Source organism: Sulfitobacter indolifex, from assembly GCF_022788655.1.
Lineage (GTDB): Bacteria > Pseudomonadota > Alphaproteobacteria > Rhodobacterales > Rhodobacteraceae > Sulfitobacter > Sulfitobacter indolifex.
In genome coordinates, this window is record NZ_CP084951.1 from 2,115,064 (window position 1) to 2,136,969 (window position 21,906).

19 protein-coding genes are annotated in these 21,906 nt (G+C 60.6%); 7 read left to right on the top strand and 12 right to left on the bottom strand.

From position 1 onward, the window contains the following. Positions 1 to 39: 39 nt before the first annotated feature. The 6 genes from DSM14862_RS10315 to DSM14862_RS10340 all read right to left on the bottom strand — a co-directional run bounded on the left by DSM14862_RS10315 (position 40) and on the right by DSM14862_RS10340 (position 5,566). On the bottom strand, positions 40 to 1,458 hold the full coding sequence (locus DSM14862_RS10315; RefSeq protein ID WP_113075725.1) for an aldehyde dehydrogenase family protein: 1,419 nt from the start codon (positions 1,456 to 1,458) through the stop codon (positions 40 to 42). A 100-nt stretch (positions 1,459 to 1,558) separates the two neighbouring features. After that, a complete protein-coding gene (locus DSM14862_RS10320; protein ID WP_007120218.1) occupies positions 1,559 to 2,503 on the bottom strand; it encodes a helix-turn-helix domain-containing protein in 945 nt (314 codons plus the stop codon). Between the two features lie 109 nt (positions 2,504 to 2,612). Further along, the gene (locus DSM14862_RS10325; protein ID WP_007120219.1) at positions 2,613 to 2,876 is read right to left on the bottom strand and encodes an oligopeptide/dipeptide ABC transporter ATP-binding protein; all 264 of its coding nucleotides are present in this window, start codon (positions 2,874 to 2,876) and stop codon (positions 2,613 to 2,615) included. A 46-nt stretch (positions 2,877 to 2,922) separates the two neighbouring features. Further along, positions 2,923 to 4,044, bottom strand: coding sequence for a C45 family autoproteolytic acyltransferase/hydolase (locus tag DSM14862_RS10330; protein WP_007120220.1), 1,122 nt, complete (start codon positions 4,042 to 4,044; stop codon positions 2,923 to 2,925). A gap of 1 nt (position 4,045) precedes the next feature. Next, complete coding sequence (locus DSM14862_RS10335) at positions 4,046 to 5,119, bottom strand: extracellular catalytic domain type 1 short-chain-length polyhydroxyalkanoate depolymerase (protein WP_007120221.1); 1,074 nt, start codon at positions 5,117 to 5,119, stop codon at positions 4,046 to 4,048. A 30-nt stretch (positions 5,120 to 5,149) separates the two neighbouring features. After that, positions 5,150 to 5,566 (bottom strand): hypothetical protein, encoded by a 417-nt coding sequence (locus DSM14862_RS10340; RefSeq protein WP_007120222.1) that lies wholly within the window; start codon positions 5,564 to 5,566, stop codon positions 5,150 to 5,152. A gap of 322 nt (positions 5,567 to 5,888) precedes the next feature. On the opposite strand from DSM14862_RS10340, the gene DSM14862_RS10345 reads away from it, so the two are divergent. Together DSM14862_RS10345 and DSM14862_RS10350 are read left to right on the top strand one after the other, a co-directional pair. After that, positions 5,889 to 6,059 carry a hypothetical protein gene (locus tag DSM14862_RS10345; RefSeq protein WP_243254243.1) on the top strand — a complete coding sequence of 57 codons (171 nt, stop codon included), beginning with the start codon at positions 5,889 to 5,891 and terminating at the stop codon, positions 6,057 to 6,059. Continuing rightward, positions 6,059 to 6,379: a hypothetical protein gene (locus tag DSM14862_RS10350; RefSeq protein WP_040701345.1), complete on the top strand. Its 321-nt coding sequence runs from the start codon at positions 6,059 to 6,061 to the stop codon at positions 6,377 to 6,379. Before DSM14862_RS10345 ends, DSM14862_RS10350 begins: the two co-directional genes overlap by 1 nt. Here DSM14862_RS10350 and DSM14862_RS10355 read toward each other — a convergent pair. After that, a complete protein-coding gene (locus DSM14862_RS10355) occupies positions 6,376 to 6,642 on the bottom strand; it encodes a DUF3253 domain-containing protein (protein WP_007120225.1) in 267 nt (88 codons plus the stop codon). The two genes, DSM14862_RS10350 and DSM14862_RS10355, sit on opposite strands and share 4 nt — an antisense overlap. A 198-nt stretch (positions 6,643 to 6,840) precedes the next feature. Continuing rightward, positions 6,841 to 9,768, bottom strand: coding sequence for a hybrid sensor histidine kinase/response regulator (locus DSM14862_RS10360; protein WP_243254244.1), 2,928 nt, complete (start codon positions 9,766 to 9,768; stop codon positions 6,841 to 6,843). Positions 9,769 to 10,126: 358 nt separating this feature from the next. Between DSM14862_RS10360 and DSM14862_RS10365 the strand changes: the two genes are divergently transcribed. The 3 genes from DSM14862_RS10365 (at position 10,127) to DSM14862_RS10375 (ending at position 15,074) form a co-directional block, all read left to right on the top strand. Then, positions 10,127 to 11,257, top strand: a complete 1,131-nt coding sequence (locus DSM14862_RS10365) for a metallophosphoesterase family protein (protein ID WP_040701346.1) — start codon at positions 10,127 to 10,129, stop codon at positions 11,255 to 11,257. Next, positions 11,254 to 13,854 carry an AAA family ATPase gene (locus tag DSM14862_RS10370; RefSeq protein ID WP_007120229.1) on the top strand — a complete coding sequence of 867 codons (2,601 nt, stop codon included), beginning with the start codon at positions 11,254 to 11,256 and terminating at the stop codon, positions 13,852 to 13,854. Before DSM14862_RS10365 ends, DSM14862_RS10370 begins: the two co-directional genes overlap by 4 nt. A 104-nt stretch (positions 13,855 to 13,958) precedes the next feature. After that, a complete protein-coding gene (locus tag DSM14862_RS10375; RefSeq protein WP_007120230.1) occupies positions 13,959 to 15,074 on the top strand; it encodes an AI-2E family transporter in 1,116 nt (371 codons plus the stop codon). 6 nt (positions 15,075 to 15,080) lie between these two features. Here the strand turns inward: DSM14862_RS10375 and DSM14862_RS10380 are convergent, their stop codons facing one another. The 3 genes from DSM14862_RS10380 to DSM14862_RS10390 all read right to left on the bottom strand — a co-directional run bounded on the left by DSM14862_RS10380 (position 15,081) and on the right by DSM14862_RS10390 (position 18,223). Then, the gene (locus tag DSM14862_RS10380) at positions 15,081 to 16,481 is read right to left on the bottom strand and encodes a TRAP transporter large permease (RefSeq protein WP_007120231.1); all 1,401 of its coding nucleotides are present in this window, start codon (positions 16,479 to 16,481) and stop codon (positions 15,081 to 15,083) included. After that, positions 16,481 to 17,110 carry a TRAP transporter small permease subunit gene (locus tag DSM14862_RS10385; RefSeq protein WP_007120232.1) on the bottom strand — a complete coding sequence of 210 codons (630 nt, stop codon included), beginning with the start codon at positions 17,108 to 17,110 and terminating at the stop codon, positions 16,481 to 16,483. Before DSM14862_RS10385 ends, DSM14862_RS10380 begins: the two co-directional genes overlap by 1 nt. Before the next feature lie 96 nt (positions 17,111 to 17,206). Next, positions 17,207 to 18,223, bottom strand: a complete 1,017-nt coding sequence (locus tag DSM14862_RS10390) for a C4-dicarboxylate TRAP transporter substrate-binding protein (RefSeq protein WP_007120233.1) — start codon at positions 18,221 to 18,223, stop codon at positions 17,207 to 17,209. Between the two features lie 349 nt (positions 18,224 to 18,572). On the opposite strand from DSM14862_RS10390, the gene acs reads away from it, so the two are divergent. Beyond that, positions 18,573 to 20,528, top strand: a complete 1,956-nt coding sequence (acs, locus tag DSM14862_RS10395; protein ID WP_007120235.1) for an acetate--CoA ligase — start codon at positions 18,573 to 18,575, stop codon at positions 20,526 to 20,528. 60 nt (positions 20,529 to 20,588) lie between these two features. Then, positions 20,589 to 21,161 (top strand): MOSC domain-containing protein, encoded by a 573-nt coding sequence (locus DSM14862_RS10400; protein ID WP_007120236.1) that lies wholly within the window; start codon positions 20,589 to 20,591, stop codon positions 21,159 to 21,161. Positions 21,162 to 21,235: 74 nt separating this feature from the next. Here the strand turns inward: DSM14862_RS10400 and DSM14862_RS10405 are convergent, their stop codons facing one another. Beyond that, complete coding sequence (locus tag DSM14862_RS10405) at positions 21,236 to 21,739, bottom strand: DUF992 domain-containing protein (protein ID WP_007120237.1); 504 nt, start codon at positions 21,737 to 21,739, stop codon at positions 21,236 to 21,238. Positions 21,740 to 21,906 lie beyond the last annotated feature (167 nt).

Sequence of the window (21,906 nt, forward strand, 5' to 3'; positions counted from 1 at the left end):
CCATGGCAGACACCGAATGATCGCCCTCGCCTCCCAGCGTCAGGCGAAAATTACCTGAATGTCGGTGTATTCCTTCAGCCCTTCTTCGCCGAATTCGACACCGAAGCCTGATTTCTTGACGCCCCCGAAGGGTGCGTTGGGCTGGATCATGCCGTGGCTGTTGATCCAGACCGAGCCGCATTCCATCCGTTTCGCCACCTCCTTGGCCGCCGCCTTGTCCGACGACCAGACAGAGCCACCGAGGCCCACGTCCAGCGCATTGGCCTGCGCCAGCGCATCGTCCAGATCACTATAGCGGATGATCGGCAGCGCGGGGCCGAATTGCTCTTCGTAGACCAGCGGATCGTCGGCGCGCATTCCCGCGATGATTGTCGGCGGGTAGAACAGCCCCTCGCCTGGCTCTCCGCCCAGCAGCACCTGCCCGCGCTCCTTGGCCTGCGCCACCAAACGCGAGAGTTTGTCGAATTGCATCTGGTTCTGCACGGGGCCAAGAACGCTGTCCTCCTGCGTGCCTTCGCCCACTTTGATGTTGCGCGCATAGGCGACCAGTGCGTCGCAGACCGCATCGTGGATATCGTCGTGAACATAAAGCCGCTTCATCGCGGCGCAGGTCTGGCCGTTGTTGATGAACGCCCCCCAGAACAGCCCCTCGGCAATCGCCTGTGGATCGGCATCGGGCAGGACAATGCCCGCGTCATTGCCGCCCATCTCAAGGGTCAGACGCTTCATCGTCTCGGCACTGGATTGCATGACCTTCTGGCCGGTGCCGCAAGAGCCGGTGAAAACGATCTTGGCGATATCCTCATGCGCGGACATGGCCGCGCCCATGTTGAAGGCACCATCGGCGGCGCTCACTGAATTGACCACGCCTGCGGGCAGCACTTCGTTCATCAATTCAATCATGCGCAGTGACGCGAGCGGTGTCATCGGGGACGGTTTGCTGACCACCGTATTGCCGCTGCGCAGCGCGGGCAGGATGTGCCAGACCGCGATCAGCACGGGGAAGTTCCACGGGGTGATCGACCCCACCACGCCCAGCGGCTTGCGGTACATCTCGACCCGGCCCTCAGGCGTGTTTTGCAGCACTTCCATCGGCAGTGACAGGCTCGCGGTATAACGCGCCCAAGCGACCGCGCCGCCCATCTCCCATTGCGAACCGATGCCACCCAAGGGTTTGCCCTGTTCTGCCGTGATCAACTGCGCCAATTCCTCGGCATGCGCTTCGAGCGTGTCAGCCACGGCGTTGCAGGCGGCGGCGCGCTCCTCGTCAGAGGTCGCGGACCAGCTTGGGAAAGCCGCCTTCGCCGCAGCAACCGCCCGGTCTAATTCTGCCTGACCGGCATCCGGCGCCGTGCCCGCCTGCCCCCCCGTGCCGGGATTGGCCACGGGAAAACGCGCGCCCGTCTCAATCCGCGTGCCGCCCGCAATCAGGCCGATGCTATCAATAGTGTCTTTCATGATGTCCTCCGTCATCCCGTTCCGGCACTGTGCCGAAACGCCTCCTCGGGTAAGAGGTTAGGCGCGGATCGGACGGGCATCTTGGGATAACGCGACAGCGCTATTGGACGATCGCGCCACCGTTGCGGACTTGTGCGACAACGGCACCGGGGGTCATGCCGTAACGCTGCCGGAACGCACGGTAGAAATGCGATAGATCGTTAAAGCCGCAACCATAGGCGCAGTCGGTGACAGAGACTTCCATGCCCCCGCGGCGAGAGAGTTCTGCATGTGCTTGTGTCAGACGCAGTTGCAACAGACGCTGACCGGGCGTTTCGCCCAAGGGTTCGAAATAGCGTTGCAGGCTGCGCAGCGATACGCCCAGGTGCAGCGCCAAAGCGCTCGGCCCAAACTCAGGGTCGCGGTAGTGGCGGGTCATAAGTTGCAGTGCGCGTTCAATGATCTGCCCACGTGCATCCAAGGTCTGACTGCGCCGCTCGTGAAGATAGGCCCCCATCAGCCCATAAAACGCTTCGCTCAACTGTAGGCCCGTTTCAGGCGGGCAATGCATCATCTTGTAAAGCACTGCGCGCAGCGCCAGCCACAGCGGATCATTGCGGTCAATCGCCACGCCGCCATCACAGATGCCACCGAACCTGCCGATCATCTCATCCCGCGGTAGATGCACTGAAATCTGATGTGCCAACTGCCCGTCATAGACAAATTTCGAGGGGCGCGTCGCGTCGACGATATACATATCGCCGGGCCGCAGGAGGGTCGATGAACCGTTCTGATGCACCACGCATTCGCCGACGTCCTGCACCAGCATAAAGAAATATTCGCCCGGATCGCGCCGGATGCAAGTCTGCGTGCGGGCCGCTTCTTGGGCGTCGAGCGAGACCAGCGCCGCCTCGAAGCCGCCCATCTCCCGCTTTCGCGCCAAACCGTGAGACGGCCCCTCGCGGCGCGCCGGTTCCACCTCAAAAGCGCCGCAGATTTGTAAAATGTCGTTGCGCAGAACTTCAATGGGCGTGGACTTTGTCGAGATACGGCTCAGTGCTTTCATGTTCCCGCAACCCCTCAGAAACCCGCGCTGTGGCGCCTCTTAGAAAAGGTTATCGCATTCATTTGCATGCATCAAGCGCGGCCGAACGAAGGCCGATCGACGTTTTGCATCATCTGGAGAGCTGCTCTCGCTCGTTCCACCGTCCGGCCGCACCGAAGTATAGGTGCGGCATTAAGCTGCAACGAAAACGACAGCCCGATGGGGGGTTCAGCGGGCTGGGCATATCGCCTTTCAGCATGGTCCGTTTGCGGTTGCGCTCGGCGCGGGGGGCGGCCAGCGGAATCGCCGAGAGCAATTCCGGTGTGTAGGGGTGCTGCGGTGCCGCAAACAGCGCATCCGCCGCGCCGACCTCGACGACCTGGCCAAGGTACATCACCGCGATCCGAAGACATGCGCTTCGTAACGGCCCCAACCCCAGATCAAAATTCCGGCAAATACGCGGCGATTTCTTTGCCCCTGCCTGCCGCGTAGTCCTGCGCCATTTGTGTCCAATCAATCCGGGCCGCTTGGGTCCAGTCTACGCTGGGATGGGCATCTGGCGTCGTTCGGGAAGCTACCTCTGACGTTTCCGTCGCTGCATAATCGACGATGCGCTGCCCCTCCTGAAATGCATCAAGGCTTTGCTCCCATCGCTCCCCTTTCAATGTCAGACCCAGAGCCCGCGTCATCGGACTGTATTCAGCCGTAAACAAAGTGCCGAAACCCTCTGCATAACGATCCTGCAAAAGTGGCGCGCGCAGGAACTCTCGGTTCAGCCTGCGCGGTGTGACGCGAAGTCGGTCGAGATGGTCGCGGCGTTCAAAGCTGCGGGTAAAGCTAGGCCGGTCGGCGCGGGACGGTGCAGATTGGTGGTTGGTTGCTATCGCCTTCGGCATCACTTTTGCCCCACCTCCGGGAGAAAGCTCGACGCTTGCTGTGCGCCCCGAGGCATCTGCGAGCACCAGATTATAGGCCATATGCGACGGCACCCGGTGCAAGACCTTCAACGCCTCTGGCACGCTGTCGCAGGTTTCCAAAATGTAGCGCAGGATCGTGGTCACGCCAAAGCCGGGGCCTGTCTCAGACCGTCCGCCATAGGCAAGCGCCACAGTAAGCCCCGCGTCGTTGATGCCGTCAGACAGGCCCCAGAGAAACTCCACCATCCCCATCACAGCGCGACCAGACCACTGCGTTCTCAGCAGCAATCCCTCGTTTAAGCCCGGCGACAGATCATAGTTGCGCACCAGCCGGACATCGCTTGCGTCACCAATGGCGGCGAGCGAACAGCCGCCCAGATAGGTCGGCGGGCACCAAGTGGACAGGAACCGCGCTGCGCGGTCCGAGCCACCGGCGATCAGCACCAACCGGTCATAGATTGGGATCAGTTCAGGCATATGGCGCTCGATGGCCGCGCGGCAGTCCTCGCGGGAGGGGCCGTAATCACCCCCGCGGGCGGTGAACCACGCCTCATAGGCGGGCCACGACCGCTGCCAGCGCGCCGCCCATTTAGGTCCGGGGGTGGCCTCGGAAACGGCATCAAAGGTCAGTGTCATCTGGGTCATATCAAGCGCCCTGTACGGGTTGTTCAAAGAAAAAGCGGATCATTTCGGCGCTGGCATCTGGGCCCTTCGGGTCGGTATAAGACCCCTCCCTCTGGCCGCCAGACCATGCGTGGCCAAGCCCGGAAACCGTCCAATGCTCAAGCGTCGGTTGCCCGTTTGCCGCCGTAGAGCGCAGAACCGAATAGGACCGCCCGCCGTGGTTGCCGTTCTCAACTGTCTCGAGCGTCTGGCCCGGCCCGATGTCTTGAACCTGCCTTACCACCGCTTCGCCGTTCGAGGGATGAACGGTCGCATCCGATGTGCCGTGAAAGACGATGGTCGGAATGTGCGACTTTTTCGGCAAAGGCTCCGCCGTTGGCCCTGCCATGGCCGAAAAGGCCGAGGCGACATCCTTTGCCGACCCATAGGCCAATCCTGAATGTACGCCGACAGCAGCGAAGACGTCCGGATAGGTCTCTCCCAAGATAACGGCCATGGCTGCCCCCGCCGACAATCCCGCAACGAAAGTCCGGTCCGGCGCGATACCATGGGTCGCGCAGACCTGTTGCACCATACCGGCGAGGATTGCAGGTTCACCCGCATCGCGGCGCTGATCCCCACGGCTGAACCAGTTCCAACAGGACTGCGTGTTGTTGCGCCGCGACTGGGCGGGGTACACCACGATGAAACGGTGCTCTTCGGCCAGACGGTTCATGCCAGTGCCTGCGGCGAAATCCTCAGGCGTTTGCGTGCAGCCGTGCAGCATGACGACAACACCACTGGCACCATCCGCAGCGGACGCGGGGATATAGGTGCGAAAGCTTCGACTGCCCGCCGTGCAGTTAAATGTATCGTTGAGAAAGCTGGCCCCTGTGGGGATGTCTGCGATTGGAGTAGCGGAGGATGGGGACGCGGCCCCGAGCTTTGATAGAAGGTCGTTGATCGACGGCATGGCTGGCAGTTCTGTTGCGCCCATGGGCACGGCTTGGCCGCCAAGGCCGTGCTGCGCCAGCGTGCGCTGCACCAGATCATTCGCAGCCGTAAGGCGTGCATCATTGGTCGCCCGGCGCGTGGCACCGACGTTAAAAAGTTTCATCTCATCTATCCTTATGAAGGGGTACGCATCTTACTTGATGCGGTCGGCGAGTGCCTTTTTGATATCCGCGCTGGCCTGCAGTGCGCCCAGCACGGTGATTGATCCGATGGTCTCAAGCGCCAGTTCCGGCGTCACATCTGACGCAATCCGCGCCAGCCCGACCACCTTGACGTGCAGCACCTCTCCGGCCGCTTTCAGCGCTTCCAGATCGGCCACCGTGTAATCGCGCAGACCAAGCTCCATCGTGTGGCGTTCAAGCGATTTGCTGACCACCTCGACATGGCTCTCAAGTTGGTTGCGGATCGCTGTGCGGATCAGGTCGCTGCGGTTAGAATAGAACCCTTCCTGCACCAGCAGGTCGATCCTACCTAGGTCCACATAGCCAAGATTGATCGTTATCTTCTCGCTGTCAGGGGTCTTTTCGCGCAGTTGCCGAACATTACTCATAAACCATTCTCCATCCGTGTGGATGGTATATGGATGTCATTTGATCGAAAAGCAAGATCTGACAATGCTCAAGCGCGCGTCTCTTTGCACTGGCATCAACTTCGACGGCGCGGATCGGGTGGAAGTTGACGTAAACCCGCACACAAGTTCATCGACTGAGCCAGAAATCCATCAATCTCTCAGTTTGTAGGATCGGCAAATTCTGTAACTGGCCTACAGCGATCATAGCTCGGCGTTTACTCTCCGCCCCCAAGCGCTAAAATTCCCATTAGGTGTTTGGCGAAGAAAAACGACAAGAGGCTCAACAAAGATGGTCGATGTTATGAAAGCACGCCGCGCGGTCGATGGGCCAAATGCGATCAAACTTAGCCGGCACAATGCCGTGCCGGGCAGCTATCTGGGCGCTAAAATTGTCGGCGGCAGCAGCCCTATTTCCGCGTCACTGGGCGACGCACCGTTTACTGACCTCGGCATAAGTTTTTGCAGAGTTTAATGGCCAGCCATTCTTATCCTACCACCCCGGACGGTCGGTATTTTCTGGTAAAGAACCGTTTGTGGCGCTGCAGCAATCCCGCCCTGCCCGAAGCTGAGCGCGCGGCGTATGTGAAGGAACTCATGCAGGCGCGCTCAGCGGTGAAGAATGCGAAGTCAGATGATGACGTGAAGGCTGCGCGTCGACGGGTACATGCGGCCAAGGTTGCGTTGGGCGAACGAGGCCCGGTTTGGTGGGACGACGGTGCGCCGGACGTGAACCGGCACCATCCGAAAAATACCTCTTACGCCAACTGGTGGCGCGGTCTGCCGCAGGATTAAGTTTTGCCCTTGGCGATGGCGATCCGGTAGATCCCGGTAAGCGTCTTGGGATCGGCGCGCACACCACCTTGCTTGATTAAAATCGCACCTTCCCCGTCCAGCTTAATCGCCTGTTCACGGATAGGATCCATCAGCGGCCGCCACATGTCTTCGTTCTGGCCGCCAAGATACCGGGCGACTTCGGAAGGACAGATTGTCTTGTCCGCCCCCCGCGCCGCTGCGAGTTCGACAATAGTTGCGGCAATGCGCTCAGGGTCAATCATCGGATCTCATGTGCTGGACAGTTCTTTTTCAAAGTAGAACCTACAAGAGCTGCATTTGGCATTACGCACAACGCACACGACAGAACGCCGCGTGATTGAACACGTCATTTACAATCACGCGGCGCCTTCTCTCTCCTGCCCCCCCAGCGCGGCTGTGCAGCGAGATACCCCCCCACACCTCCGCGCGCCGAGACTGTGTTAAAACCCGGAGGCTGCGTCCGCGTGAGACAAAATGCCCAAACGCGCAAGGGCGCGTGCCAGATCGCGGTCTCCGAAAGGTTTCTGCACCACAGCACAATGGCCCAGAGTTTCAGCTGCAGGCACATTGGCTTGGCCCGTGGCAAAAATGATGGGCATGTCGGGATGTTGCTGGCGCACCCGGGTGGCCACCTCTTCGCCGGACATGTCGGGTAGACCCACGTCGATAAGCAGAGCGTCGTAATGCCCGGTTTGGAGCTTATCCAAAGTCTCCTGCCCAGATGCGGTTTCGGTTACTTCGGTGCCCAGCCCATCCAAAATATCCGCCAAATCCAGCCGGATCAGCGCATCATCTTCGCAGAGCAACACATGGCAGGGGCGGTCTGAAATGTCTTTTGCTTGCTCAGGCGCAGTCGCTTGCACCGAAGATAAGGCATCGCGCACCTTGATCGCCAAAGCGTCTTTGGTGAAGGGTTTGGCAAGGAACTGCACCCCGGCATCGACCTTCCCATCGCGCACAATCGAATCGCGCGAGTAGCCCGAGATGAAAAGGATCGGCAGATCGGGACGCTCGGCCTGAAGGGTTTCGGCCATATCGCGGCTGCTAAGCTCACCGGGCATGACCACATCAGAGACCAGCAAGTCGAAATCCGGATCTTGGCGCGCGGTTTTGAGGGCAGCGGTCGGGTCTTCGGCGGTTCGGACCTGATAGCCCAGATCAGACAGCAAGGCGGCGGTAGCATCGCGCACCTCTGCGTCATCTTCGACCAACAGCACCGTCTCGGTTCCGCCAGCAATATCGGACGGGTCATGCCATCGTACAGGCTCCGCCGCAGATTGCGCGCGCGGCAGCAGCAACACCACAGAGGTGCCAACGCCAGGCCGGCTGTTGATGGTCACCCGCCCCCCCGATTGCCGTGCGAAACCATAGACAGTAGACAGCCCCAGCCCCGTGCCTTTGCCAACAGGTTTGGTGGTGAAGAACGGATCAAAGACCTTGGGCAATGTCTCGGCAGGGATGCCCGGCCCGTGGTCGATGACTTTGACCTCGACATAGTCGCCTGTCACCATGTCGGGCTCTCCCAACAGGTCTTCTGGACCAAAATGCCGGTTCGCGATCGCGATCTTCAACTTGCCGCGCCCCTCCATTGCGTCGCGTGCGTTGATCAAGAGGTTCAGCACAGCGTTCTGAGTGCTGGCGGCATCGACATAGGCGGGCCAAAGCGCCTCAACAGCATCAAGTTCGACCTCCATCCCCTCGCCTAATGCGCTGCGTATAATGTCATCGATATCTGTCAGCAGATCGCACAGGTCAATCGAGCGGGGTTGCAGCGGCTGGCGGCGGCTAAAGGCCAGCAGTTGCGAGGACAGTGACGCCCCTCGCTCAACCGCGCGCATGGCGGCATCTATCCTGCGGTTTACGGGGGCATCTTTAGGGATTTCACGCGCGGCCATTGTCAGGCTGCCCGTCATCACCTGCAGCAGATTGTTGAAATCATGGGCAATGCCCCCAGCAAGGTTGCCCACTGCCTCAACCCGCTGGCTTTGCGCCAACCGATCATGAAGCTCTTCCAACTCGCGGTTGCGCTTCTCCACACGCTCTTCCAGCGTGCTGTTTAACTCGGCAAGCTGGCGTGCCAACTCTTTTTGCTCATGAATGTCTGAGTTTGTCCCGACCCAACGCAACAAGTTGCCCTGATCATCCTTAATCGGGGCTGCCCGCACCAAATGCCAACGATAGGATCCATCTTCGCGGCGCAGACGAAACTCTGTTTCATAAACCGTTTCCGTCTTGATCGCATTGGCCCAGGTTGCCATTGAAACCGCGCGGTCATCGGGGTGTACGACATCCGGCCAAGCGTTCTCCAACAAGCTGCCTTTCTCCACCCCGGAATAGGCATAGAGCTGCTCGCTGATCCAATCCAAATTGCCATCAGCCGTGGCGGTCCACGCATGCACGGGCATGGTATGTGCCATGGTTCGAAAACGTTCTTCTGCCTCGCGCAAATGGATTTCGGCCATCTTTTGCGCCGTGACATCATGACCTTGCACCATAATCCCAATGGTATCACCGTGCATATTGTCGAGCGGTTGAAACACGAAGTCGACGAACACACGTTCTTGCGGCCCATCGGGGCTGCGCTGCAGCCACGCTTCGGCCCCCAGTTGCGTTACGGCCTTACCGCTGCGGTAAACCTCATCAAGCATTTCGATAAAGCCTTGGCCTGCGACCTCTGGCACGGCGTCACACAGCGGCCGGCCGATCAGATCGCGCTGGCCTACCAGTTGCATATAGGCAGCGTTGGCTGTGCGAAACACATGGTTCGGCCCCATGAGGGTGACCATGAAATTCGGAGCCTGTTCGAAAATCATTTTGAAAAAGTTGATGCTGGAATCCAGCTCAAGGTTTTGTTGCGCTACCTGATGCGCGCGGCGCAACACGTCTGCTTGGGCGATACTCGCATTGCCATCTGCATGGGCTTCGGCGGCGTAGATTTCGGTGATGTCTTGGGTGTGCTGCAGGATGAACTCAACCTCGCCGTCCGCGTCCAAGATCGGGGTGTGGGTCGCACTCCAATAGCGGTCTTCGCTTTCGCCATCTGCGCCGGAAATTGGGTAAGGGATAACGGGAAGGTGATCGGCAATACCATCCCGGAACACACGCTCAAAGGATCCGCGCAACATACGGCCAGATTCGCTGTCCGGGTCAGAGGGGAATTCTTCGGTCAGGATTTTGCCGAATAGCTTGTCGGCCTGCCGGTCTGTGACCGCAAGGTAAGCATTGTTCGCCCAGACCACCCGAAGATCTTTGTCCAGCAACACAAAAGAAGATGGTGCGGCTTGGAGGATTTTTTCAAAGTCGTGGTTCATCGTGTCTAAATCTGCATTTCTATTAGAGAATTTCGGTTGGCGCCCGTAGCTGTGCATTCAAGCCCGCTTTGCGGTGGCAGGCAAGAAGGGTTGTCGTACCGCGTTTGCAGAGCCGATGAGCAAATGCAGGGTCGAAAACTTTAGGCAGTGCTGTGTTGATCATCGTATCTCGGAACATGCGGGTCGTGGCAATGTAAAACCACTGCGTCATAAAGGCGGTGCAAGGTGATGTAGTCTACACAGCGCGCTACGCCAGTTTTCTGTGACGTATTTCGCCACGCCTTGAACTCCGCGCTCAGTTTGCGATGAATGAAACCGGTGCAAGCATCGGCGTATCGGTGTCGCGCATCCAAAGATCTTTCGCCATTTGCCGCCCATTCGCACACCGCCGCCCCAAGCCATTCAGGACAACCGCATGACATTCCGCTTCATTCACGCTTCTGATCTGCACATCGGGCGCAAATTCGCGAATATTCCGCAGCCGCCGGACGGTAACATTCGCGGGCGCTTGATGGAGGCGCGGCACGGAGCCATCACCAAACTGGCCCAAGCTGCGCGCGATCATGGGGCTGCGCATGTGTTGCTGGCCGGCGATACCTTCGATACGGCAACCCCCTCGCCCGCGGTCATGCGTCAGGCGCTGACCGCGATGGGCGAAGCATCGGGCGTCATCTGGTGGATCCTGCCCGGCAACCACGACAACCTGCGCGATGCAGAACCCCTGTGGGACGTGATCCGCCGCGACGCACCTGGCAATATACGCGCCCTAGCCGAGGCCGCCCCGATTGAAATGACCGAAGGAGCCACGCTGCTGCCCTGCCCTGTCGCTTTTCGTGCAGGGGCCAGCGACCCCAGCAGCCCGTTGGATCATATGCAGACCCCTGAGGGCGATCTGCGCATTGGCCTTGCCCATGGCGGCGTCACAGATTTCACTGAAAGCGGCGATGCGATTGCCCCGGACCGGGACCGACGCGCGCGGCTGGATTATCTGGCCCTTGGCGATTGGCACGGGCGGATGGCTGTCTCTGATCGGGTGCACTATTGCGGCACGCCGGAACAGGATCGGTTCAAACATGGCCGTCGTGGCGTCTGCCTTGCGGTTAATATTGCGGGCCCCGGCGCCACGCCTGAGGTGGAAGAGGTCGAAACCGGCAGTTTCCTTTGGTCAGAAGCCGAGCTTCAGCTTCACCCCAGACAAGACGCCGCTGTGGCATTGCACGCTCTCTTGCCCACCACGGGCCGTCGGGATCACCTGCTGCGCGTTACGGTCAGTGGTTGGGCGGGTCTGCCAGACCGGGCGGACCTTGCCCGCGCCACAGAATCCTGCGCCCCGGATTTCGCCCATTTCGATCTGGTGACAGAGGCGCTGGCCACGCAATACGAGGCCGGTGACCTCGATGAGATTGACCGCGGTGGCGCGCTGCGATTGGCGGCAGAAACCTTGGTCGCCGAAGCGGAATCCGAGACCCACTCACAAGCCGAGCGCGACGTGGCTGCCGACGCTCTTGCCCGGCTGCATGCCTATGTGCAGGGGGCGAAAACATGAAAATCCGCGCCATCACCCTTAACAATGTTCGCCGCTTTACCGACCCTGCGCAGGTGGTGGGGATCGGCGATGGCATCAACGTGCTGAGCGAGCCGAATGAACACGGCAAATCCACGCTCTTTGATGCGATACAGGCGTTGTTTTTCAAACCCTACGGCTCGCGCGACAAGGATGTTGCCGCGCTGCGCCCCCATGCGGGCGGTGCGCCCGAGGTGACCATTGAAGTAGAGACTGACGAGGGGCGATTTGTCGTTTTCAAACGCTGGTTTCAAAAGCCGCTCGCCACCGTTCACCGGAACGGCACGCTGATCGCGCAGGCGGATGAAGCCGAGGCGTGGATCGCGCAGCTTTTGGGCGGCGATGCAGGCGGGCCATCGGGGCTGATCTGGGTCCGACAGGGGATGACCGCACTCACCGGCGGCTCTACCAAAGAGGAAAAGCTGGCGCTGGAGGCACGCCGCGATCTGATGTCCTCGGTTGGGGCCGAGGTAGAGGCGATGACAGGTGGGCGGCGCATGGACAAGGCGCTGGCTCAATGCCGCGAGGAGCTTGCCAATTATACTACTAGCACCGGGCGTCCGCGCACCGGCGGCCCATGGAAAGAAGCGCAAGACCATGTCGAAGCTTTGGCTGTCGCGCGCGATCACCTCGTCAGTACGGCGCGAGAGCTGCATGACGCCTTGGCCGAACGGCAGCGCGCCCGACGGGCCTTGGCAGAGTTAGAAGCGCCTGAGGTCGTTGAGGCGCGCCGCCGAAAGCTGGAGACCGCCCGCGCCGCCCATGCGGCTGCCACACGCCACGCCGAAGAGGTGGAATCCCTCACCCGCGCGGTGGAGCTTGCCCGGCTAAACGCCGACAGCGCGACCGCGCGCCTCGACAGCTACCGCGCGGCACGGACCGAGCAAAAGACCGCTAAATCCGACGAAGCGCTGGCGCGCAAAGCGACTGAGAGTGCGCGCAGTGCCCTGTCTGAGCGCCGCGCCGCGCTAGAGGCGGCAGATGTCTCTGCCCAACAGGCCCGCACAGCTTTGCAATCCGCCGAAGATCAGCGCCGCAGTGCCCTGCGGGCGCTTGCCGCCCGCGAAGGGGCAGACCGACGCCGCGCCCTTGAGAACCGGATCAAAGAGGCCGAAGAGGCCCGCCGCCGAATGGAGACAGCTGCCGCTGCGGCCCAATCCGGCCCCGACGCCGTCGCGCTGCAACGGCTTGAGACCCTGTCTGCTGAGCTTTCTGCCAGCCGCGCCGCACGGGACGCCACGGCGACCCAAGTGATCATGCGCTACGCCCCCGGTCAATCGGGCGCGATCCATGGCGAGACTGGCCCGCTGGCCGATGGCGTGGCGCTACCGCTCCCACGCAGCGCGACGTTGCGGATTGATGGTATCGGCAGTTTGGAAATCCACCCCGGCGCTGGCGGGCAAGAGGACGGCACAGTAGAGGCCGCCGCGGTCAGACTGCAGACCGCTCTGGATAGGGTTGGCGCGGCTGACCTGACCGATGCCCGCGCCGCCGCTGCCGCCCGAGCCGAGGCTGCGGCCCGTCAGGGTGAAGCCAAAGCCGTTCTGGCCAGCCTTGCCCCTGACGGGATCGACGCGCTGCACCACGCGCTTGCCGCCATTCCGACGCCGGCGGAAGAAGCCGAGACGCCTGACCTTGAGGCCGCCGAAGCCGCCCTGCAAAGCGTGCAAGACCAACACGAAGCCTGCCGGCTCGCCCGTGAAACGGCTGCCGATGCGCTTGCCGATGCCAAGGCCGACGCCGCGCGCAGCGAAGCGCAATTGGCGTCGCTCACCGACCGTTTGCAGCGTGCCGAGGCACAGCAGGCCAAACTGGGCGATGTCTCAGAAGAAGCCCTTGCATCGCAAACTGTCCCCACCGCCGCCGCGCTTGAGGCCGCGCGGCTGAGCCACGCTGAGAAGGCGAAATCCGCGCCAGACGCGGCCAGTCTTCAGGCTGCCCTTACCCGCGCGGAATCAGTGGAAACCCAAGCGCGCGATGAGATTGCCCGCCTGCGTCCCTTGCTTGCACGGCTCAGCGAAAGGATCACCCGCGCTTCCGGCGACGCCGTAGAGGAACGGCTGGCCGAGACCCAAGAGCAATTGCAGGCGGCAGAAGCTAAGCTCACCCGGATTGTGCATGAGGTCGCTGTACTCACCCGGCTCGAGACCGCCTTGCAAGACGCCCGCAATGAGGCCCGAGAGCGGTATTTCACCCCTATTGTCAAAGAACTTAAACCGCTGCTGCAACTGCTTTGGCCAGACGCGGAATTGACCTGGGGCGAGGAATCGCTCTTGCCACATGCCTTGATCCGTGGTGGGCGGGAGGAGCCGATAGATGTCCTTTCGGGCGGCACGCAAGAACAGGTCGCGCTGCTGGTGCGGCTTGCCTTTGCGCGCATGCTGGCCCGTGCAGGGCGTATCGCGCCGGTGATCTTGGACGACGCGCTGGTCTTTACCGATGACGACCGGATTGAACGAATGTTTGACGCGTTGCACCGGCAAGCAGGCGATATGCAAATCATCGTGCTGACCTGCCGCCAACGCGCATTTCGCGCATTGGGAGGTCAGGCGCTGCGGCTGCAACCCGTCGGGGAGTAGCGTTGAGGACGCGCGCGCCGCCACTATATAAATACTTACTAGAGCTGAACTTATTCTCTCCTCGCGCGTTGGCACCCTAGCATCTGTGCAGGGCTCTTGGGGGAATGATTTTGAAAGATATCGCCGCGATCAGACGGCTGTTAGAAGTGTTGGTATTGATCGCCCTCTTCGTAACTGCATATTTCGCCAAGGATTTGTTGCTGCCGATCCTCCTTGGTTTCATCATCGCCCTTACTCTTAGCCCTCTGATCCGTTCGCTGGAAAAGCTTGGCATTGCACCGCCTCTGGGCGCAGTGATGCTGATAGGCCTCGTAGGTCTGGTTATCTTTGTGCTGGCCGGTCTTTCGGCAGGCACAGTGGCCACATGGGCGGATGACATCCCATCAATGGGCAATGAGATACGCCGCAAGCTGCAAGGCTGGGTGCAAACGGTCGAAAACGTCCGCTCAGCGACGGAGCAGGTCGAGCAGATCACCGCAGAAAATGGCGGCAACGGGGCTGCTGAAGAGGTCGTGGTCAAACAACCCGGCCTTTTGAACAACGCCATGACCGCAGGCGCGCGCATTGGTGGCACGGTCGCCGTGGCACTGGTGCTGGCGCTGTTCCTGCTGGCGTCAGGCGATATGTTCTACCTTAAGCTTGTGCAATCATTTCAGACGTTTACCGGCAAGAAACGCGCGCTGAAGGCCGTCTACGACGTTGAGCGCCGCGTGTCGCGCTATTTGCTGACAATCACGATCATCAACGCAGGCCTTGGGATCTCCGTGGGGCTTTACCTCTTCGCACTTGGTTTACCGGTGCCCTACGTCTGGGGGCTTGCGGCGTTCTTGTTGAACTTCTTGCCCTATATCGGCGGCGTGATCGGTGCGGTGTTGGTCGGTGCCTATGCCATCGCTTCGTTTGACAGTCTTGGCTATGCGATCTTGGCCCCGATCGGCTATCAAATCCTAACCGGGGTCGAGGGGCAGTTTATCACCCCCTACCTCGTTGGTCGCCGGCTGGAGCTGAACACGGTTGCCGTGTTCCTCACCGTGGTCTTTTGGGGCTGGCTGTGGGGGATTGCGGGCGCGCTAGTGGCGGTGCCGTTCCTCGTGGTGTTCAAGGTGATCTGCGAGAACGTCACCGCGCTCAATATGATCGGGCATTTCCTGGATAAATCCTCCCCCGACATAACGGCGACCGCGGCGGACGAACCCGCCGCGGAAAAGCCCGGTGCCTAAAGCTGGCTAGCCCGCGAGGGACGGCAGCCAAAGCACGATTTGGGGGAAGGCCACCAGCAAGCCGATGGTCACCGCGTCAGCGACGAAGAAGGGCATCACGCCGCGGAACACGTCCTGCACACTGAGGTCAGGGCGCACGCCCGCGACCACAAAGCAGTTGAGGCCGATGGGCGGGGTGATCAGACAGAACTCCGCCATTTTCACCACCAGAATGCCAAACCAGATCGCGCACATTGGACCCGACATGCCAAAGGCGCTGTCGGCCGCAGAGACGAACTCGCCCCCGTTGAGCGCCATGACCGCGGGGTAAACCACGGGCAGCGTCAAAAGCAGCATGCCGATGGCGTCCATGAACATGCCCAATACCGCATAGGCCAACAGAATGCAGATCAAGATCAGCATTGGCGAGGTTTCGAGTGAGGAAATCCACTCCGCAAACGCCCCCGGCAGATCGGCAAAGCCCAAGAAACGCACGTAGATCAACACGCCCCAAATGATGGTGAAGATCATCACCGTCAGCTTGGCCGTCTCCAACAGCGCGTCCTTCAACTCGGCCAGACGCATCCCACGGAAGACAGCCATGCAGAAGACAATGAACGCACCCACGGCGCCGCCCTCAGTCGGGGTGCCCCATGCGTCGCCAAATGGGTTGTAGACGAAGAAGATGATGATCACGACCACCGCCACGATCGGCAGGGCCGCTGGCAAGGAAGCAAAGCGTTCACGCCACGTAAAACCGGTCACTGGCGGGCCGACGTTTTTCCAGATCATGGCGATGCCAATGATCAGAATGGCATAGACCACCGCCGAGAAAGCACCTGGGATAAAGCCTGCAAGCAGCAGTTTGCCCACGTCCTGCTCCACGATGATCGCATAGATCACGAGGATCGCCGAGGGCGGGATCAATGAGGCCAGCGTGCCCCCTGCCGCCACGACACCCGCCGCGAACTGTTTGTTATAGCCGATCTTGAGCATCTCAGGGATGGCGATACGGGCAAAAACCGCCGCGGTGGCCACCGATGCGCCCGACACGGCCGCAAAGCCCGCTGTCGCAAATACGGTCGAGACGGCCAAGCCGCCCGGCACCCAAGCGAACCAGCGCTTCGCGGCTTCAAAGATCGCTTTGGTCAGACCTGCGTAATAGGCCAGAAAACCAATCAGAATGAAGGTCGGGATGAGTGAGAGTGTCTGGCTCGAGACTTTCGAGTGTGGCACCTGCCCTGCGGTCTTGATCGCCACGGTCAGCGCCCAGCCCAACTGGTCCCATTCCATGCCCTTCTTGGCCCAGAAAATCCAGATAAGACCGATAAGCCCGGCCATGGCGGCGGCAAAGGCCACCCGCATGCCAAGCACCACCATGAGCAGCATCCCGCCCGAGACCCAAAGGCCGATTTCGATAGGATCCATCAGTCGCGTCCATCCAGTTGTTCGGCCTCGGCCATTGCTTGTTCTGCTGCTGATTGTACCAGCGGCACGGCCACGGGGCGTTCCAGCCCCAGCACCAAGGCCCGGCCATAGCCCCAGATCTGCAGGCAAAGCCGCAGGCTGATCACGGCAAAGGCCACCGGCACCACCAGTTTGCTGGGCCAGATCGGCAGACCGATATCAATCGAGCTATCGCGGCTCCACATCGGTGCGCCCATATCAAAGCTGCGGTCGAAGTGCGCCCAAGCGCCCCAAGTCAACGCCAGCATCAAAAGCAGGATCAGAACCACCGACAGCAGTTCCGCCGCCCAAAGTGCGCGGCCCTTAAGCTGGCCGATCAGAATGTCCATGCGCACATGGCCACCCATGCGTTGGGTATAGGCAATGCCCATGATGGCGATGAACGGCATCGCCGCTTCTATCCAGTCGACATAGCCCGCAAGCGGTGAGGCAAAGAACTTGCGCCCCCCCACGGACCAGACGGCCAGCACCATCAACATGAAAACGGCAATCCCCGAGATCAGGGCAAAGAAGGTCTCCAGCTTCAGCAGGCCCCGGTCGAGGCGGCTGAGGATGCTGCTGTCCTCCAGCACGGCGGATGATCCGGCCATCGGCTCTCCTTTTCAGAAAGTCTGTTTGTTTCGTTTTGAAAGTCGAAAGGGCCGCGCGGTTTGCCGCACGGCCCTCACTGTCATGCGTGGCAGGGTTTAGTTCGACGCCTGCTCTTTTTCCAGCGTTTCGATCACGAGGTCATAGAGTTCTTGACCCGGAATGCCTTGGGCTTCCATGTCTTTGATCCATGCTTCGCGCGCAGGGTCAGCCGCTTTGGCTTTGAACTCGGCAATCACCTCGGGGGAGAATTCAACCTTCTCGACGCCCTTTTCCTCAAGAACGGTGTCCCAACGCTCAAGCAACTCACCGTAGTTGGCGAGGTAGTGATCCAGCGCCTCATCCACGGAGCCATCAAGCGCTTCGCGCTCTGCATCGCTCAGCGCCTCATAGGCGTCGATGTTTACCACAACGGGGCAGTTCACGGTGCCGGGGTTGAGGTTTGCGGTCCACCAATCGGCTTTGTTGATCGTGCCGAACGACAGATGCGCGTGCTGGGCGAAGGCCACGGTGTCAACAACACCAGATTCCATCGCGTTATACGCTTCCGAAGAAGTCACGGATGTTGGCACAGCGCCAACGGCTTCAAAGGCTTTGCCCAGACCACCTGTGGCGCGCACGCGCATGCCATCGAAATCTTCCAGCGTGGTGCGCGGATCGCCAGTGCCGACAAGGTTGTACTGCGGCATGGGCGAGGTCATCAGCATTTTGGCGTTCCACTGCGCCATCTCTTTGGCCACGGCGGGGTGGGCATAGACGGCACGGCTGACCGCGACTTCTTCTTCAAGGTTGCTTACGCCCAGAAACGGCAGCTCAAGCACGGTGATCGCGCGGTTCTTGTCGGCGTGGTAGCCGGCGCAGAACTGGGCCATCTCGAAAGCACCGATGGAGATACCATCAAGGTTCTCACGGTTCTTGGACAGGCCGCCGTAGCTGACGTTGATGGTGAATTCACCGTTGGTCTTTTCGCTCACCAGTTCGGCGATCTTTTCAACGTGTTCAGTGAAGGCGCGGCGCTTGCCCCAGACGGAGGCGTTCCACTCGGTCGCGGCGGCTTGGCCGACGAAGGCAATGCTCAGCGCACAGGCGGCGGCGCCGCTCAGCAGTTTGTTCATGATATCTCTCCCTAGATGCCCGCCCTTAGTGAGCGGATTGGCGCACAGGCTACTCCGCGGGGGCAAGCCTGCCAACCCCGTCATGCCGTGCAAATCCGACAGCTGCAAGACAGTTGGCTCATGTTTGACTGGCAAGGCATTGAAAAAGCCCACCAATTGCCCGCGAAAATCGAAAAGTTTACAGTCAACCCGGCAAACGGGAAAAACCTTTACAGGCAAGCCCTTGTATTCCAGTTGCTTATTCACTTCTTTTCACGGGCCGTTATGATCCAGCTCAGGAGGAGGCCACGGCAAGCTCGGTAAGACCCGCAGCCCGTGGCAAGACGCGTACATCTAGGGAGGAACCACCATGTCCGACGCCACCGCAAAGACCTATCCGCCATCCGCCGACATGGTCGCCCGCGCCCATGTGAATGCCCAGACCTATGATAAGATGTACCAAGCCTCGGTCACCGACACCGACGGGTTCTGGCGCGAACAGGCGCAGCGGATCGACTGGATCAAACCCTTCACCCAAGTGCGCGATGTGAATTTCGATCTCGGTTCGGTCAGCATCAACTGGTTCGCGGATGGGGAGTTGAACGTCAGCGCCAATTGCATTGACCGCCACCTTGAGACCCGCGGCGATCAGACTGCGATCATCTGGGAGCCGGACAGCCCCGAGGACGCGGCCAAACACATCAGCTACCGCGAGTTGCACAGCGCCACCTGCCGTATGGCCAATGTGCTGCGCGATTTGGGTGTGACCAAGGGCGACCGGGTCATCATCTATATGCCGATGATCCCCGAAGCCGCCTATGCCATGCTGGCCTGTGCGCGGATTGGCGCGATCCATTCCATCGTCTTCGCCGGGTTCTCGCCCGACGCCCTCGCTGCCCGCGTCAACGGCTGCGAAGCCAAGGTCGTCATCACCGCCGACGAAGCCCCCCGCGGTGGCAAGGCCACCCCGCTCAAGGCCAATGCCGACAAGGCGCTGGCGCAGTGCGACGCCAGCGTGCAGTGCCTTGTCGTGCGGCGCACCAATGGGGACGTGGCTTGGAACGAGGCCCGGGACCGCGATTATAACGCGCTGGCTCAGGATGCTTCGGACAAATGCGAGCCGGTTGCGATGGGCGCTGAAGACCCGCTGTTCATCCTCTACACCTCTGGCTCCACCGGGCAGCCCAAGGGCGTGGTGCATACCACCGGCGGCTATATCACATATGCCGCGCTGACCCATGAGGTGACCTTTGATTACCACTACGGCGATGTCTATTGGTGCACCGCCGATGTGGGCTGGGTGACCGGGCACAGCTATATTGTCTATGGCCCGCTCGCCAATGGGGCCACCACGCTGATGTTCGAAGGCGTGCCTACCTACCCCGACGCCAGCCGCTTCTGGCAGGTTTGCGAAAAGCATAAGGTCACGCAGTTCTACACTGCCCCCACCGCGATCCGCGCGCTGATGGGGCAAGGCAAAGAATACGTCACCAAAAGCGATCTGTCGTCGCTGCGCATCCTTGGCACCGTGGGGGAGCCGATCAACCCCGAGGCGTGGAATTGGTACCACGAGGTGGTTGGCCATGGCCGGTGCCCCATCGTCGATACATGGTGGCAGACCGAAACCGGCGGCCACCTGATGACCCCCCTGCCCGGCGCCCATGACATGAAACCGGGTGCGGCAATGAAACCGTTCTTTGGCATCAAACCGGTAATACTCGACCCAACCTCGGGTCAAGAGATCGACGGCAACCCCGCCGAAGGCGTGCTGTGCATCGCCGACAGCTGGCCCGGCCAGATGCGCACAATCTGGGGCGATCATGAGCGGTTCGAGAAGACCTATTTTGCGGATTACCCCGGCTACTATTTCACCGGCGATGGCTGCAAGCGCGATGCCGACGGCGACTATTGGATCACGGGCCGCGTGGATGACGTGATTAACGTCTCAGGCCACCGCATGGGCACGGCAGAGGTCGAAAGCGCGCTGGTGGCACATAGCAAAGTCGCCGAAGCCGCCGTCGTCGGCTACCCCCATGACATCAAGGGTCAGGGCATCTATTGCTACGTTACTTTGATGAGCGGTGAGGAACCTTCCGAAGACCTGCGCACCGAGCTGCGCAATTGGGTCCGTCAGGAAATCGGCCCCATCGCCTCGCCCGACCTGATCCAATGGGCACCGGGCCTGCCGAAAACACGGTCGGGAAAAATCATGCGCCGCATCCTGCGCAAGATCGCCGAAGACGATTTCGGTGCCTTGGGAGACACATCAACGCTGGCCGATCCCAGTGTGGTAGATGACCTGATCGACAATCGCATGAACCGCTAAAGCGCGATATGGCGCGGGCGGCCATCCGCCTCCGCGCCATATTGCAATAGAAAGAAAGACATGGATCAGATCGCCCCCCAGACCGCGCTGCATGCCACGGCGGCGGAATGTGATGCCGCCCTGCCGGATATCCTCGCCGCCCCTACGGATGCGGCACCCATCCTTCAGCTATGCTTCCGCCCCGACTACACCTTGCGGGAGTTCCCCCAAGAGCTGGAATTGACGGTGGCTCAAGGCATCCTTGGCGAACGCTGGACCAAGAAGCCTTGGCTCACCCTGCCCGACGGCAGCCCCGACCCGCGCATCCAAGTCTCGATCCTGTCGAAAAGGGTAATGGACCTCTGCTGGCGCGATCGCGACAATACGGTCCACCCCGGCGATACGATGATCGTGGACATGGACCTTGGCCACGAGAACCTGCCCGTCGGCACGCGATTACAGGCCGGGACCGCGGTGCTGGAGGTGAGTGATAAGTTCAATAACGGCTGCATCAAATGGCACGACCGGTATGGGCAGGACAGCCTGCGCTGGATCAACCGAAAGGAAAACCGGCCGCATCGCCTGCGCGGTATTCTGTGTAAAATCGTGAAAGATGGCATCGTTCGGGTCGAAGATCAGCTTACTAAACTCTGAAGCTTCGCCAATAGAAAAGGGCCACCCCTAGGGGACGGCCCAATTCATCAATCCTTACAAGCTTTCGCTCAGGCTTAGCCCTCTACGCGCTGCAGGTTGATTTCACCCACGCCCACGGCAAAGTTCACGCCGGTCTGGGTGTTTACGCTCAGCGGTTGAAGCGCCAGCGTGTCCTCAGAGCCACCTGTCATCAAGTTGGCACCTGCGCCCACACCCACGGTCGCCTCGGCGGAAACGCCTTTATAGCTGCCGTTCAAACCGCCTTCGGAATATTCCTGCTCGGTCGGGGCGAGCACCAGCCAAGACATCTGGCCGTTTTGGGTTTTGCCGATATCGACGCCCCAGCGGTTGATCTCACCGACATAGGTCTCATCTGCGAGACCTTCTTCGATGGGGTTGAAGGTACATGTCAGCTCACGGGTGGAGCCGAAGATAAAGCCAGTACCATTACCCACATCGCAAGACAGCGAGCCGATCTCAGCGTGGTCCACGGTCTCTTCATCGGCCACTGCGGTAGAGCCAAAGGCGGTGGCGCTCAACAGGGCGGCGCCGAGAGTGAGTTTTGTTACATGCATCATCGTCTGTCACTTTCCGGTGCAAATTGGGGCACCTTATCTGATTTAAACGGCATTCGGGTGCCTAGGTCAGGCGGCGCACGTCACGCGCTCCGCCCCCTTCCGACAGCCAGCATCAACGTCCTTTGAACACTGATGTTGCCTCTCATCGCAGAGACAACGTCCGCCTG

Coding starts and splice junctions, on each gene's coding strand:
- DSM14862_RS10345 (WP_243254243.1), top strand. CDS start 5,889: ATGAAAGCACGCCGCGCGGTCGATGGGCCAAATGCGATCAAACTTAGC.
- DSM14862_RS10365 (WP_040701346.1), top strand. CDS start 10,127: ATGACATTCCGCTTCATTCACGCTTCTGATCTGCACATCGGGCGCAAA.
- DSM14862_RS10370 (WP_007120229.1), top strand. CDS start 11,254: ATGAAAATCCGCGCCATCACCCTTAACAATGTTCGCCGCTTTACCGAC.
- DSM14862_RS10325 (WP_007120219.1), bottom strand. CDS start 2,876: ATGTACCTTGGCCAGGTCGTCGAGGTCGGCGCGGCGGATGCGCTGTTT.
- DSM14862_RS10375 (WP_007120230.1), top strand. CDS start 13,959: ATGATTTTGAAAGATATCGCCGCGATCAGACGGCTGTTAGAAGTGTTG.
- DSM14862_RS10390 (WP_007120233.1), bottom strand. CDS start 18,223: ATGAACAAACTGCTGAGCGGCGCCGCCGCCTGTGCGCTGAGCATTGCC.
- DSM14862_RS10340 (WP_007120222.1), bottom strand. CDS start 5,566: ATGAGTAATGTTCGGCAACTGCGCGAAAAGACCCCTGACAGCGAGAAG.
- DSM14862_RS10360 (WP_243254244.1), bottom strand. CDS start 9,768: ATGCACAGCTACGGGCGCCAACCGAAATTCTCTAATAGAAATGCAGAT.
- DSM14862_RS10330 (WP_007120220.1), bottom strand. CDS start 4,044: ATGACCCAGATGACACTGACCTTTGATGCCGTTTCCGAGGCCACCCCC.
- DSM14862_RS10320 (WP_007120218.1), bottom strand. CDS start 2,503: ATGAAAGCACTGAGCCGTATCTCGACAAAGTCCACGCCCATTGAAGTT.
- DSM14862_RS10405 (WP_007120237.1), bottom strand. CDS start 21,739: ATGATGCATGTAACAAAACTCACTCTCGGCGCCGCCCTGTTGAGCGCC.
- DSM14862_RS10350 (WP_040701345.1), top strand. CDS start 6,059: ATGGCCAGCCATTCTTATCCTACCACCCCGGACGGTCGGTATTTTCTG.
- DSM14862_RS10380 (WP_007120231.1), bottom strand. CDS start 16,481: ATGGATCCTATCGAAATCGGCCTTTGGGTCTCGGGCGGGATGCTGCTC.
- DSM14862_RS10385 (WP_007120232.1), bottom strand. CDS start 17,110: ATGGCCGGATCATCCGCCGTGCTGGAGGACAGCAGCATCCTCAGCCGC.
- DSM14862_RS10315 (WP_113075725.1), bottom strand. CDS start 1,458: ATGAAAGACACTATTGATAGCATCGGCCTGATTGCGGGCGGCACGCGG.
- DSM14862_RS10355 (WP_007120225.1), bottom strand. CDS start 6,642: ATGATTGACCCTGAGCGCATTGCCGCAACTATTGTCGAACTCGCAGCG.
- acs (WP_007120235.1), top strand. CDS start 18,573: ATGTCCGACGCCACCGCAAAGACCTATCCGCCATCCGCCGACATGGTC.
- DSM14862_RS10400 (WP_007120236.1), top strand. CDS start 20,589: ATGGATCAGATCGCCCCCCAGACCGCGCTGCATGCCACGGCGGCGGAA.
- DSM14862_RS10335 (WP_007120221.1), bottom strand. CDS start 5,119: ATGAAACTTTTTAACGTCGGTGCCACGCGCCGGGCGACCAATGATGCA.